This window comes from Pseudomonas sp. AAC (genome assembly GCF_000725445.1).
GTDB classification, from domain to species: Bacteria; Pseudomonadota; Gammaproteobacteria; order Pseudomonadales; family Pseudomonadaceae; genus Pseudomonas; species Pseudomonas citronellolis.
The window spans coordinates 420,833-434,568 of the sequence record NZ_KL647095.1 but is presented as its reverse complement, the minus strand read 5'-3'; the positions used below and the strand labels follow the sequence as shown (position 1 = coordinate 434,568).

Here is a 13,736-nt window from a genome sequence, read left to right as displayed (position 1 = left end):
TTCTTCAGCAAGGGTTGGAGCGACTTGGCGCCCCGTTGGCGGGAACTCGTTGATCAGTGGCTCATTTCCATCTCCCGGCAAGCATTCGGCTTGCGCTGGTAGGTTTGTTCGCTGCACAGCAGCACCCAGGCGATACGCAGGTTGCGGTTGGCCAGTCGCACTGCCGCGCCCTTGCGCCCCAGACGTTGTAGCCAGCGCTGCAGGCGCCGATCATCCGGGTGTTCGGAATCGGGCCGCAGTTGCTTCAACACCGCATGCGAGCCTACGACCATCAGGCTGCGCACATAGGCGTCGCCACGTTTGGTCATCTTGCCCAGCCGCACCTTCTGCCCGCTGCTGTGCTGGTCGGGCACGATGCCGAAGTAGGCAGCGAACTGACGCGCATTGGCGAAACGTTCCGGCTCGACCTGTTTGGCCAGCAAGGCCGTAGCCGTGATCGGACCGATACCACGTACCGTCATCAGCCGTTTGGCTGTCGGGTCGGCGGCGGCACAGGCTTCCAGACGCCCGGTCAGCGCGGCGATACGCTCGCCCAGCCGTTTCCATTCGTTCAGCATCTCGTCGATCAGCTCGCGCAGCAGCGCCGGCAACGGCTGTCTAGCGTCTTCCAGCACCCGGGTGACACCTTGCTTCAAGCCCACATCCCCCTGCGCCAGGGCGATACCCTGCTCCAGCAGCAGCCCGCGGATCTGATTACCCATGGCGGTGCGCCGCCGCACATAGCCCCGCCGGACACGGTGCCAGGCCTGCATCGCCAGTGCCGCGACGCTCTTCACCGGCACCGACGCAATACTGCTATCCCGGCCCGCCCGCAGAATGGCGTGGGCATCATTGCGATCATTCTTCGCTCCGCTCCGGTGCTCGGCCACCCGCTGGGCCGGCAGGATACGCACCAGGTTGCCCTGCGCCTGCAGCAGCCGGGCCCAGGCTTGTGCTCCAGGACCGGTCTCCATCAGCACCGTCACGCCCTCCGGCAGCTTCTGCAGAAACACCTGAAACGCTTCACGCGACTTGATTCGCTGTTCGTATGCCAGTTGACCCTGGGCGTCTTCCCCCGCCACCTGGAAGACCTTTTTCGCCAGATCCACGGCGACTGTCGTGCACACCGATACATCGGTTGCAGACACCGGCTTATTCATCGTCGTATGCTTTTTCATGGATTCACCCTCACTGTCGGTGGCTTCTTAGACCGCCACCGTGGCGCCTCGACGCCTCGGTGAGGGTGAGTCCATCCAATTACGCCCCCCCCCGGCAAACACAACCCCGTAGGATGGGTTGAGCGAAGCGATACCCATCACCGATGACCGCATGGGTTTCGCAAGCTCAACCCATCCTACGAAAAGCACTACGCGTGCTGCATCCCCGACCTGTAGGAGCAGGCCCTGCCTGCGAATCGCGCGCAGGGCGCGCTCCTACATGTGAATGATCACTTCAATTGGCTGGAGGTCTTGCCCAATAGCCTGCGCGCCACGATCAGCAGCTGGATCTGCTGGGTGCCTTCGAAGATGTCGAGAATCTTCGAGTCCCGCGCCCACTTCTCCAGCAGTTCGTCCTCGCCGTAACCCAGGGCGCCGGCCAGTTCCACGCATTTCAAGGTGACCTCGTTGGCCACGCGCCCGGCCTTGGCCTTGGCGATGGAGGCCTCCTTGGAGTTGGGCTGGCGGTTGTCGGCCATCCACGCGGCCTTCAGCGTCAGCAGGCGCGCCGCTTCCCATTCGGCCTCCAGGCGGTACAGGGTCGCCTCGGCATGGCTGACGGAGAGCAGCGGCTTGGCGTAGTCGAAACGGCAGCCGGCCTTCTTCAGCAATTCGCGGGCGCGGTCCAGCGAGGCCTTGGCCACGCCCACGGCCATGGCGGCCACCAGCGGGCGGGTGTTGTCGAAGGTCTCCATCACGCCGGCGAAGCCCTTATGCACGTCGATCTCGGCATTGCCCAGCAGGTTGGCCGCCGGCACCCGACAGTCGCTGAAGCTGATGGAGGCGGTATCCGAGGCCTTGATCCCGAGCTTCTTCTCCAGACGGGTGACGGTCATGCCCGGGGTGCCCTTCTCCACCACGAAGGACTTGATCGCCGCGCGGCCCAGGCCGCGGTCCAGGGTGGCCCAGACCACCACGGCGTCGGCGCGGGCGCCGGAGGTGACAAAGATCTTCTCGCCGTTGAGCACGTAGTGGTCGCCATCGCGGGTGGCAGTGGCGCGGACGGCCGCCGAGTCCGAGCCGCAGCCCGGTTCGGTGATGGCCATGGCCGCCCAGGTGCCGCCGAAGCGTTTCAGTTGTTCGTCGTTGGCCACCGCGGCGATGGCGGCGTTGCCCAGGCCCTGGCGCGGCATGGCCAGCAACAGGCCGACATCGCCCCAGCACATTTCCATCACGCCCAGGCAGGCGGAGAGGTTGCCGCCGTTCTTCACGCCCTCCTCCGCCGCCGCGCCCTTGCGCTTGCTGGCCGAGGTGGCGCCCACGGCGTCCGGCGAGCCGGCGTTCATGCCGTCCAGCAGCGCGGCCAACAGGTCCAGTTCCTTGGGGTAGGCGTGCTCGGCCTTGTCGTATTTGCGCGAGATCGGCCGCAGGTAGTTTTCCGCCACCTGGTGCGCCTGGTTGACCAGGCCGCGGAATTTCTTCGGGGTTTCCAGGTACATGCAGGCGCTCCTCAGAGGTGCAGGCCGCCGGCCATCACGGCCACGGCGCGCAGGTCGCGATACCAGCGCTCGGCTGGGTGTTCCTTGGTGAAGCCGTGGCCGCCGAGCAGTTGCACGGCGTCGGTGCCGATCTTCATGGCCTTTTCGGCACACAGCAGGCGCGCCAGGTAGGCCTCGCGATGGAACGGTTGGCCGCGCTCTGCCAGGGCACAGGCGCGCCAGGTCATCAGGCGCATGGCGTCCAGTTCGATGGCGATGTCGGCGACCATGAAGGCCACGCCCTGGCGGTGGCTGATGGGCTCACCGAAGGCCTCGCGCTCGTTGCAGTAGCCGGTCACGTAGTCCAGCGCCGCCTGCGCTGTGCCCAGGGCCAGGGCGCACCAGGCCAGGCCGCTGAGGTCGAGGAAGGCCTGGTAGTCGAATTTCTCCGCGGCCAGGCGCCGTTCGGCGGCCACCTTCACACTCTTCAGGCGGATGCGCGCGGTGCCGGCGGCCTTCAGGCCCATGGCCGGTTCGGGGCGGCGTTCCACGCCCCTGGCGGCGGCATCGACCAGGAACAGCGCCGGGCCGTCGGCAGTCTGTGCGGCGATCAGCAACTGGCTGGCGTCCAGGCCGCGCACCACCAGGCACTTCTCACCGGACAGCAGGTAATGGCGGCCGCGCTTGCGCGCCTGGGTCTTCAGTTGTGCGGCGTCAGCCAGCAGCTGCGGCTCGCCCACGGCGATGCCGATCAGCGGCGGGCCATCCTCGCCGACGAACGCCGGCAGCCACTGCGCCTGCTGCTGCGGGCTGGCCCAGCGGCGGATGCAGTTGGCCGCAGACAACGGTACCAGCAGCGCCGCGGCCAGGCTCAGGTCGCCGCGGGCCAGGGCTTCGGCGATCAGCGCGTTGGTCAGCACGGTGCGCTCGCCGGCCATGCCGCCGTGCACTTCGTTCACCCCGTAGTAGGCCAGGCCCAGTTCCAGGGCCTGGTTGAGCAGTTCGGCGGGGACCCCGGCGTTGGCGTCGGCATCGTGGGCGGCCGGGCGCAGCACCTCGGCGGCGAAGCCTTCGAGCATTTCCACCAGCATCTGCTGTTCGTCGGACAGCGACAGGTCGAAGAGCCCGTCCGGGTCGACCTTGCGCGGCGTCTTGAGCTGCTTGGCAGCGCGCTGGCTGGCCATGCGGAAGCCGGTGCGGCTGCCGGTGTAGAGCAGTTTCTCGAAGGGTTTGCGCAATTTCAGGCGGTCCGGCCAGTCGGCCTGGGCCACCCGGTTGAGCACGGCCAGGGCGCGGCCCTGCACGTCGGTGGTCATGGCATCTCGCTCCACGCGGGGATGGGATGCCGGGATCATGCGCCGGGAAGCGGCGGGGGGACCATGACCGCTTTGCCGGGACGCGCTGGCGCGGCGGTCAGTGGGTGGGAAGCTGGAAGCTGGAAGCTAGAAGCTAGAAGCTAGAAGCTAGAAGCTAGAAGCTAGAAGCTAGAAGCTAGAAGCTAGAAGCTAGAAGCTAGAAGTGTGCGGCTCTCGCTTTCAGCTTCCAGCTTCCAGCTTCCAGCTTCCAGCTTCCAGCTAATTCTTACGACGTATCTTTTCGACGATGGCGGTGGTGGAGCTGTTCGGCACCAGGCCGAGGACGCGCACTTCGCCGCCGTAGCCGGCGACTATGTCGGCGCCGACCACCTGGTCGACGGAGTAGTCGCCGCCCTTGACCAGCACGTCCGGGCGCACCTGGGCGAGCAGGCGTTCGGGGGTGTCTTCGCTGAAGCTCACCACCCAGTCCACCGCGCCGAGGCCGGCGAGCACCGCCATGCGCCGGTCGACGCTGTTGATCGGCCGGCCCGGGCCTTTCAGGCGGCAGACCGAGGCGTCGTCGTTGACCGCCACGATCAGCCGGTCGCCCTGGGCGCGGGCCTGTTCCAGGTAGCTGACGTGGCCGGCGTGGAGGATGTCGAAGCAGCCGTTGGTGAAGACGATCTTCTCGCCGTGGGCGCGGGCATCCTCGATGGCCAGCAGCAGTTGCTCCAGGCCCAGCACGCCACGCTCGGAGCCCTGCTCGCGCTGCACCGCGCGGCGCAGTTCGGGGGCGCTGATGGCCGCGGTGCCGAGCTTGCCGACGACGATGCCGGCGGCCAGGTTGGCCAGGGCCACGGCCTGCGGCAGGTCCTCGCCGGCGGCCAGGGCGCCGGCCAGGGTGGAGATCACGGTGTCGCCGGCGCCGGTGACGTCGAACACCTCGCGGGCGCGGGCCGGCAGGTGCAGCGCCGGGTGGCCGGGGCGCAGCAGGGTCATGCCGTGCTCGCCGCGGGTCACCAGCAGGGCGCCCAGGTCCAGGTCGCCGAGCAGCTTCAGGCCCTTGGCCACCAGCTCGTTCTCATCCTGGCAGCGGCCGACGATGGCCTCGAATTCGGAGAGGTTCGGGGTGATCAGGCTGGCGCCGCGGTAGATGGAGAAGTCCTTGCCCTTGGGATCGGCCAGCACCGGGATGTTGCGCTTGCGCGCGGCCTGGATCAGCGCCTGGTGGTTCTTCAGCGCGCCCTTGCCGTAGTCCGACAGCACCAGCACGCGGACCTGGTCCAGCAGCGCTTCGGTCTCGCGGGCCAGGGCCTCGGCGTCGGTCCTGAAGGGTTCCTCGAAGTCCACCCGCAACAACTGTTGGTGCCGGCTCATGACGCGCAGCTTGACGATGGTCGGCTGCCCGGCGATGCGCTGGAAGCGGGTGGTCACACCCACCGCGCCGAGGCTGTCGGCCAGGCTGGCGGCGGCCTCGTCCTCGCCGGTGACGCCGACCAGGAAGGCCGGGGCGCCCAGGGCGGCCAGGTTCAGCGCGACGTTGGCCGCGCCGCCGGGGCGGTCCTCATGCTGCTCGACCCGCACCACCGGCACCGGAGCCTCGGGCGAGATGCGCGAGGTCGCGCCGTGCCAGTAGCGGTCGAGCATCACGTCGCCGACCACCAGCACAGGGGCCTGATCGAAACGGGGCATGGTCAGTTTCATGGGAACTCCGCAGGTCGAAATCGCCGCGGATAATACCATAGCCGCTCGCCCGGCCTCGCGCCGGGCGCCGGTCGTTCAGCGCAGCGGACGCACCCAGAACAGCTCGTGGCGACGCACCGCCTTGCGGAAGAATTCGTCCTCGCCGAAGGCCGGCCAGCAGCGCCCGGCCAGGGCCCGCTGGATCAGCCGGCGCAGGCGTTTCTTGGCCGGCAGCGGGACGGTCAGGTCGTGCTGCATGGCCAGGGCCTGGGCCTTGTCGAGGCGCGTGGCGGCGTCCAGCGTCGGGCTCCACAGGGCGTCGGCCGGCAGCGGCTCGATGCACGGCGGCAGGGCCACGCCACCCTCGGCCGGGCCCATGGGCCAGCGGTCGTTGTCGTGCAGGTGGTTGGCGTAGAACAGCAGGGTCTGCGGCTTCCAGGCGCTGCGCTCGATGGCCTCGCACAGCGCCCGCGTGGCGTGCACGTGGTCGGCATGGGGGTCCAGCTGCGGGTGCGGGGTGACCAGCACCTCGGGGCGGAAGTGCTCCAGCAGTGCCGCCAGGTCGGCCACCAGGTTGTTCCAGCTGGGCACGCCGTCGGCGTCGGCCGGCAGTTGCAGCGGGTTGTGCCGGCGCAGGTCGCGGATGTCGCTCTCGCCGGACTCCCGCGAGCCGAAGCCCTTGTCCGGTTCGCCGCACATCGCCGGCAGTTGCAGGCAGTAGTAGCCCAGTTGCACGCAGCGGCCGGCCGGCACCCCGCCCCACAGCGGCACAGCCAGGCTGTCCCAGGTACGCAGGCGGCCCTTCAGGCGTGCCGCGGCGGCCTGGTCCAGGCCCAGGCGCTGGTAGTGCTCGGCCTCGATCTCGCCCTGGGTGAGGGTGACGATGCTGGCCTCGGCGGCGCGGCTGTACAGGCCGAAGGCGGCCAGTTCGGCGTCGTCGGCGTGGGGCGCGATCACCATCAGCCGGCATTCGGCGTAGTCCGGGTTGTGGAAGGCGTGCAGGGTGCCCTGGCTGTCCAGGCGGCAGTGGCGGCCGCGGATGCGCAGGTGTCCGCCGCGCAGGGCCGCGCCCTGGCCGGACAGGTTGAGGTAGCGCACGCCGTTCACGCCGCGCTCGAAGTCCTGGCGGTCGACACCCTCGCTGCCTTCGATCAGCACCTGCGGGTCGAGCCAGCGCCCCAGCCAGTTGGCCTTGACGCGGATCTGCAGCAGCAGCGTCTCGTGGTCCGCGGGCAGCGCATCGGTGGCGACGTGCAGGCCATGCGGGCCGAGGGAGGCCGGCAGGCTCAGCTGGCCTTCCGGGAAGTCGTAGCGGTAGTCGTCGCGCGGCGAGTAGAACAGGTGGTCGGCGAACCAGGCCTCGTGGGCCACCCAGCCCAGCAGCACGGCCAGCGGCACGCTCCACCAGGGGGCGAACACGCCGAGGGCGGCCAGCGCCAGCAGCGCGACCAGCAGCACCAGGCGCTTCTTGCGGCGGTGGGCCTTGAGCAGTTGCTGCTTGCGGGCGCTCATGGGAGTTCTCCGGAGTCTGCTCCTACGAAGAGCATTTCGAGCATTTACACCTGGAACACCGGCACCCGGTGGCACCAGCGGTCCTTGTATTCGCGGTCGGCGCGGCCGAAGGAATAGCGTAGCGGCTTGCCCAGCGCCTCGGCCTCGGCCCAGGCCTGCTGGGTGTTGACGTGGGTGAGCACGCTGCCGGGGCTGAACTCGCGGTTCTCCGGGGCCACACCGCCGTTGATGTATTCGACGCTAATCCACTTCGGCGACTCGACGCGGTAGAGGATCTGGATCGCCACCGGCTCGCCGTCCAGGCGCACCAGCGAGCCGCGCATGAATTCGCGCATCAGTTCCAGCACTTCGGCCAGGCGCGCCTTGCCCGGCACCTCGAAGCCCCAGCGACGCTGGAACAGTTCGGCGTAGATGCGCGCCTGCTCGACCGGGCTCAGCTCGTCCATCGGCTGCAGCACGCCGCCCGCCTCTTCCAGCAGGCGCAGTTCGCGGCGCTGGTTGTAGCGGAATTTCTTCGAGAAGTCCGCCGGCGCGCGGTTCAGCGCCAGCTCTTCATCCTGCCGGCGGGCGTCGGTCACCTGCTGCTGGTTCAACTCGGACAGGTAGCGCACCCGGTGGCGCAGGGCGATCCGCGCGTCCTCGGCAACCGGCAGGATGACCTCGGCGTTGCCCAGGTCGAACAGCGCCTTCTTGCCTTCGCGCTTGAGCACGTCCTTGGACAGCGCCAGGTGCCGACCCCAGGTGGGGATAGCGGCGCGCAGCTGGCCGTCGGCGACCCAGCCCAGGTAGCGCACCGGGATGCCGGCCAGGCCGGCCAGGCGCTCCACCACCTGCGGGTGGGTGGCCACGCTGCCGCCGAAGCGTTGCCAGGCCTCGGCGTAGGCCGCGGCGTCGATGGGTGTCCAGCCGCGCTCGCGGAAGCAGCGCAGGCGATCGAGCAGGGCCATTCAGACCGACTCGCCGACGCCGTCCTCGGCCGGCTCGTCGGCGAACTGCCTGGCGTGCAGGCGCGCGTAGTAGCCGTTGAGGGCGATCAGCTCGTCGTGGGTGCCACGTTCGACGATGTGGCCCTGGTCCATCACCAGGATCAGGTCGGCGCGCTCGATGGTGCTCAAGCGGTGGGCGATCACCAGGGTGGTGCGGCCCTCCATGACCTTCTCCAGGGCGGCCTGTATGTGCCGCTCGGACTCGGTGTCCAGCGCCGAGGTGGCCTCGTCGAGGATCAGCACCGGAGCGTCCTTGAGCAGCGCGCGGGCGATGGCCAGGCGCTGGCGCTGGCCGCCGGAGAGCATCACGCCGTTCTCTCCGACCTCGGTGTCGAAGCCTTCGGCCAGGCGGTCGATGAACTCGCGGGCGAAGGCATCCTCGGCGGCTTTCTCCACCGCGCTGCGCGGCTTGCTGGCGAGGTCGCCGTAGGCGATGTTGTTGAGCACGCTGTCGTTGAACAGGTTGACCTGCTGGGTGACCAGCGAGATGTGCTTGCGCAGGTTGCGCAGGCGGTAGTCTTCCACGTCCACGCCATCGAGGAGGATCTTGCCCTCGCTGTGGTCGTAGAAGCGCGGGATGAGGTTGGCCAGGGTCGACTTGCCGCTGCCGGAGCGGCCGACCAGGGCGACCATCTGCCCCGGCTCGACGCTGAAGTTGAGGTCGTTGAGCACGCGTTTGTCGCTGCCCGGGTAGCTGAAGCTGAGGTTCTTCACTTCCAGGCGGCCCAGCACGCGCTCCTTCTCCACGCTGCCGCGGTCCACCTCGGGCTGCTCGTCGAGCTGCTCGAAGATGCTCTCGGCGCCGGCCACGCCCTTCTGGATGGTGGAGCTGACCTCGGAGAGCTGGCGGATCGGCTTGGGCAGCAGGCCGGCCATGGAGATGTAGGCCACCAGGTCGCCGACGGTGGCATCGCCGCGCAGCAGCAGCACCAGGTACAGCAACACCGCCATGGCGCTGTAGATCACCAGTTGCAGCATCGGCGTGTAGATAGCCGAGGTCTTGTTCATGCGCAGGTTCTTGCTGGTGTTCTCCTGGCTCACCTGCAGGAAGCGCTCGCGCTCGTAGGCCTCGCCGCCGAAGCTGCGCACCACGCGGTAGCCCTGGATGGTCTCGGAGGAAACGTGGGTCACGTCGCCCATGGCCACCTGGATCTTCTTGCTCTGCTTGCGGAACTTGCGGCTGGCGCTGGTCACCATCAGGGCGATGACCGGCAGGATGGCGACCATCACCAGGGTCAGCTTCCAGTTCATGTACAGCAGCGAGAGGAACAGGAAGACCACGGTCATGCCTTCGCGGATCACCACCTTGATGGCGTCGGTGGCGGCGCCGGTGACCATGGTCACGTTGAAGGTGATGCGCGAGATCAGGTGCCCGGAGTTGTGGCTGTCGAAGTAGCGGTTGGGCAGCGTCAGCAGGTTGTTGAACAGCGCCACCCGCAGGTCGTGCACCAGGCCCAGGGAGACGCGGGCGATGTAGTAGTTGCCGAGGAAGGAGCCGATGCCCTGCCACACCGCGATCATCACCACCAGCAGCGGCACCGCGTAGAGCAGCGAGAGGTCGCGCAGCCAGGGCCAGGGCGCGTTGGGGAACAGCTTGGCGTCCGGGTGCGTCAGGCCGTCGACGAAATACTTGAGGATGCCGGCCAGCATCGGCTGGGTGGCGGCGAAGATCAGGAAGCCGACGATGCTCAGGGCGAACATGCCCCAATAGGGCCGCACGTAGGTGAGCAGGCGGAAGTAGATCTTCAGGCTCGAGGGCTCTGCGGTGTCTTTGCCGGTCATGAAAGAATCGCACGCTGAAAAGGCCGGCGATTATAACACAGGCCTCTCGTTTGCCCGGCGCCTGGGCTACTATAGCCGGCCCCCGTCCAGGAAGCCGGTATGCAAGAGCTCGACCTACCCGCCTACGAATCGCTTCGCACCGGCGCCACCGTGCTGGAAGCCGACAAGCACGGCGACAAGGTCCTGCGCCTGCCCGACGGCAACTTCGTCAAGCTGTTCCGGCGCAAGCGGCTGATCTCCTCGGCGGCGCTCTACCCCTATGCCCAGCGCTTCGCCGACAACGCCCGGGCGCTGCAGCGGCTGGGCATCCCCTGCCCCGAGGTGATCGGCGTCTACCGCGTGCCCGGCATCGCCCGCGACCTGGTGCACTACCGCCCGCTGCCGGGCCAGACGCTGCGCCAGCTGATCGCCGCCGGCCAGGCCGACGGCCCCCTGCGCGAGCGCCTGGGCGAGCTGATCGCCCGGCTGCACGAGCGCGGCGTGTACTTCCGCTCGCTGCACCTGGGCAACGTGGTGCAGACCCCGCAGGGCGAACTGGGGCTGATCGACATCGCCGACATGAAGACCCAGCGCCGCGCCCTCGGCCGCGCCCAGCGCAAGCGCAACTTCGCGCACATGCTGCGCTATGCGGAGGATCGGCAGTGGTTGCTGGCGGATGAGGGCGGCGAGCTGAGCGAAGGCTACCTGCGCCACGGCACGGTACGCTGGGACGCCCGCGAACTGCGGGGCATCCTCAACGCCGGTTGAGTTCGCTCCCGGCTTCCCCGGCCGCGGCCGGGCGCTTCAGGCTCAGGCCGAGCAGGAACACCGCCCAGGGCATCAGCCACATGGCGCGGGTGCGCTCCCACAGGCTGAACACGTCGAACTGCATGGCCACGCTGGCATAGACCCACAGCAGCAGCAACGCCAGGCCCAGTTGCGTATGGCGGCTGCGCCAGGCCCGCAGGCCCAGCATCGCCCAGAGCACCAGCCAGACGAGCAGCGCCGGGATCCCATACTGCAGGGCGGTGTGCAGCAGGAAGTTGTGGGTGCTGCCATGGTAGCCACCGGCCCAGCCCTGGACCTCATAGGTGGTGCCGTAGCCCACGCCGATCCAGAAATGCTCGCGCAGGATCGGCAAGGCGCTGCGCAACAGCTCCAGCCGCTCCGAATCCCCCCGCGCCATCAGGCTCGGCTCCAGGCAGAACAGCGCGGCGCCGCCGGCCAGGGCCGCCAGGGCCGCCAGGCGCTTGCGCCAGCCTGGCAGCAACACTAGGCAGAACACCGCTGTGACCATCAGCGCCAGGAGCGCACCGCGGCTGCCGCACAGACCGACGTAGATCAGCGGGGGGAGTTGCAACAGCAGCCAGGCCAGCCACCAGCCGCGCCTCGCCGGACGCAGCGGCAACGCCATCACCAGCAGGAAACCCGTGGCGTAGGCGGCCGCGTTGGGGTTGTCGAGGAAGCCACCGAAGCCGTTCAGGCGTCCCGGTGCGTAGGCTGGAGCCCACAACAGCGCAGCCAGGCAATAGAGGCTGTTGACCATGCCAAGCAGCACCAGGGTGCCTCGCAGGCGCGACTCGCTGGCCCGGGCCCAGAGCAGCCAGCCACAGGCCAACAATACGAAGAGGCTCGACTGCTTGACCCGCGACAATCGGTCGAAATCCCCGACGGCCCACAACAGCGAGAGGTTGGCCCAGGCGAACAGCGCCAGGAACAGCCACATTTCCCTGCGTTCGGCGATCAGCCGCCCCAGCTCGGCGCGGCGGGCAACCACCAGCCAGAGCGCCGGCAGGTACACGAATAGCGCCACCATGGTGTAGTAGAACTTCATGGTCGGCGTCAGCAACACCCCGGCGATGGTCCAGAACACGCCGAACCCCAGCATCGCCTCGGCCACCCGGTCCCTGCGGGCGATTGGCACACCGCCTTGACTCATCGCGGGCCGCCAGGTCTGCCACGCTTGCAACAACATCGACTTCATCCCGGACGCACTCATCCCTCGTGGAACTTGAACATGAGGTGACGCAGGCGGCGCCAGGTCACGCGATTCCAGCGCCATGGCGGCAGCCGTAGAAGAAGCCGCAGGGCATAGGCCTTGTCCGACACCACCGAGTGCTTGAGCGCCTTGTTGATCACGCAGGTCAGGCCCTGCGAGTAGGCCGGATGGTCGCGATAGGGGGCGATGGCCATCAGGTCGTAGTCGAGCTGGCGCTGGTAGGCGGTCTTGGACATGTTGCCCGCATGCCTGCGGTAGAGCGTCACCAGGTCCGGCAGCACATCCGTGCGATAGCCCAGGTGGGCGATCTTCAGGGTGATCTGGAAATCCTGGATGCGGATCGCCGGGTCATAGCCCCCGGCACGGTCCAGCGCCTCGCGTCGATACATGGCCACGGGGGCGCCGATGGCGTGGGCGCGGGACAGCAGCTCGGCGAAGCTGTAGCTGCGCAGCGACTTGCCCTCCTCGGTCTTCAGCCGCCGCCCTTCTGAGTCGACGTAGACCACCCGCGCCCCGACGCAGCCCACCTGGGGATGCGCCTCAAGGTAGGCGGCCTGCAGCGACAGGCGGCCCGGCAGCATGACGTCATCGGAATCGGGCGTGGCGATGAACTCGCCGCGGGCATGGCTCAGGGCCGTGTTCAGCGCGGCGCTGACGCCCTGGTTGGCTTGCCGGTAGAACTGGAAGCCGTAGCGCTGGCGCAGGGCCTCGATCTTTTCGGCGCTGGCATCCTGGGAGCCGTCGTCGACGACGATCAGCTCGAAATTCGGATAATCCTGCTCGAGGATGCTCAGCAGGGCCTCCTCGATGTAGCGTTCGCGGTTGTAACAGGGAACCAGCACGGAGATCAGCGGCCTGGGCACGACCACCTCCGGCCCCGATGGCCGCCACGAAAGCTTCGGCGCATGAATGTTCAAATTCCCAGAGCCCGGCGTAATCGCTCCAGCCTGCCCGGTTGCGGGTGTGGACGCAAGGGTGGCGTCATCGCCTCGACGATGCGCGCCCCGATCTGGCTGAAGCCGAAGCCCTCCTCGGCCAGTTGGCGGCCCTGGGCGACGATGCGCGCCGCCAGCTCAGGGTCCTCGCGCAGCACCTGCAGCTTGCGGCGCAGCTCGGGAATGTCGCGATAGAACACCACGTTGTGCATGTCCACCAGGCCCAGCGCTCGGTTTTCCTCCTCGCCCTGGTCGTAGGCGAAAAGCACGCAGCCGCAGGCCATGGCCTCGAAGTTCTTGATCATGTATTCGCCCATGCCGACGTCCGCGCTGACGAAGAAGCGGATGCGGTTGAGCGTGTTCAGGTAGTCCTCGCCGGAGTTGGTCTTGGTGACCAGCAGGTTCTCCACCTTGCCCAGCTCGTCCAGCAGCGCCTTGCGCCCGCTGTAGGCGACGCTGCCGGTGCTGCCGACGAAGGCCAGTTCGATGTCGCGCTCGCGGCCCAGGTCGTGGAGCAGGTCCTGGTCGTAGCCCTTGGGCACGAAGACGGCGTCGAAGCCCTCCTCGCGCAGGCGCCGGGCGACCACCGCGCCGGAGCTGATCACCCGCGCCCAGGGCATGCGCCGGTAGTGGGCGCTGAACTTGCCGGTGTACTTGCAGGGGATGTAGTTCTGGTAGGCATCGTGTTCGAGGATCACCAGGTTCGGCACGCTGGCGATGAAGGAAGCCTGGCGCATTTCCTTCTTGAAGCGCAGGAAGAACAGGATGCGGTCGTAGCGCGTGACGTCCACCTGCTCGCGGAAGTAGCGGCGCAGGTTGGCCTGCTCGTCGCTGCTCAACCAGCGCAGGTCGCAGTCGCAGTGCTCGGCGATGCCGTCGTAGAGGCGGTCGAGAATGGCGCGTTGTTCTTTCTGGACCAGGAACAGGACTTTCAAGATTCACCCTTGGCGG

General features: G+C 68.0%; 11 protein-coding genes. 1 reads left to right on the top strand and 10 read right to left on the bottom strand.

Annotation, left to right across the window (positions count from 1 at the left end; genetic code table 11):
• Positions 1-53 precede the first annotated feature (53 nt).
• From FG99_RS07490 to msbA, 7 genes are all read right to left on the bottom strand, one after another.
• On the bottom strand, positions 54-1,139 hold the full coding sequence (locus FG99_RS07490; protein WP_081884568.1) for an IS110 family RNA-guided transposase: 1,086 nt from the start codon (positions 1,137-1,139) through the stop codon (positions 54-56).
• 287 nt (positions 1,140-1,426) lie between these two features.
• The gene (locus FG99_RS07485) at positions 1,427-2,635 is read right to left on the bottom strand and encodes an acyl-CoA dehydrogenase family protein (RefSeq protein WP_043268532.1); all 1,209 of its coding nucleotides are present in this window, start codon (positions 2,633-2,635) and stop codon (positions 1,427-1,429) included.
• An 11-nt stretch (positions 2,636-2,646) separates the two neighbouring features.
• Positions 2,647-3,930 (bottom strand): acyl-CoA dehydrogenase family protein, encoded by a 1,284-nt coding sequence (locus FG99_RS07480; protein WP_043268530.1) that lies wholly within the window; start codon positions 3,928-3,930, stop codon positions 2,647-2,649.
• Between the two features lie 258 nt (positions 3,931-4,188).
• Positions 4,189-5,613, bottom strand: coding sequence for a bifunctional D-glycero-beta-D-manno-heptose-7-phosphate kinase/D-glycero-beta-D-manno-heptose 1-phosphate adenylyltransferase HldE (gene hldE / locus FG99_RS07475; protein ID WP_009613552.1), 1,425 nt, complete (start codon positions 5,611-5,613; stop codon positions 4,189-4,191).
• A gap of 75 nt (positions 5,614-5,688) precedes the next feature.
• Positions 5,689-7,104 (bottom strand): PIG-L deacetylase family protein, encoded by a 1,416-nt coding sequence (locus FG99_RS07470; RefSeq protein WP_043268527.1) that lies wholly within the window; start codon positions 7,102-7,104, stop codon positions 5,689-5,691.
• A gap of 44 nt (positions 7,105-7,148) precedes the next feature.
• Complete coding sequence (locus FG99_RS07465; RefSeq protein ID WP_043269118.1) at positions 7,149-8,045, bottom strand: GNAT family N-acetyltransferase; 897 nt, start codon at positions 8,043-8,045, stop codon at positions 7,149-7,151.
• A 6-nt stretch (positions 8,046-8,051) separates the two neighbouring features.
• Positions 8,052-9,872, bottom strand: coding sequence for a lipid A export permease/ATP-binding protein MsbA (gene msbA, locus FG99_RS07460; protein ID WP_043268525.1), 1,821 nt, complete (start codon positions 9,870-9,872; stop codon positions 8,052-8,054).
• A gap of 99 nt (positions 9,873-9,971) precedes the next feature.
• On the opposite strand from msbA, the gene FG99_RS07455 reads away from it, so the two are divergent.
• The gene (locus tag FG99_RS07455) at positions 9,972-10,619 is read left to right on the top strand and encodes a lipopolysaccharide kinase InaA family protein (RefSeq protein ID WP_043268523.1); all 648 of its coding nucleotides are present in this window, start codon (positions 9,972-9,974) and stop codon (positions 10,617-10,619) included.
• Here FG99_RS07455 and FG99_RS07450 read toward each other — a convergent pair.
• The 3 genes from FG99_RS07450 to FG99_RS07440 form a co-directional block, all read right to left on the bottom strand.
• A complete protein-coding gene (locus FG99_RS07450; protein WP_256204839.1) occupies positions 10,606-11,775 on the bottom strand; it encodes an O-antigen ligase family protein in 1,170 nt (389 codons plus the stop codon). The genes FG99_RS07455 and FG99_RS07450 overlap by 14 nt on opposite strands.
• 71 nt (positions 11,776-11,846) lie before the next feature.
• Positions 11,847-12,713: a glycosyltransferase family 2 protein gene (locus FG99_RS07445; RefSeq protein ID WP_081884588.1), complete on the bottom strand. Its 867-nt coding sequence runs from the start codon at positions 12,711-12,713 to the stop codon at positions 11,847-11,849.
• A gap of 50 nt (positions 12,714-12,763) precedes the next feature.
• Positions 12,764-13,720, bottom strand: coding sequence for a glycosyltransferase family protein (locus FG99_RS07440; RefSeq protein WP_043268519.1), 957 nt, complete (start codon positions 13,718-13,720; stop codon positions 12,764-12,766).
• Positions 13,721-13,736 lie beyond the last annotated feature (16 nt).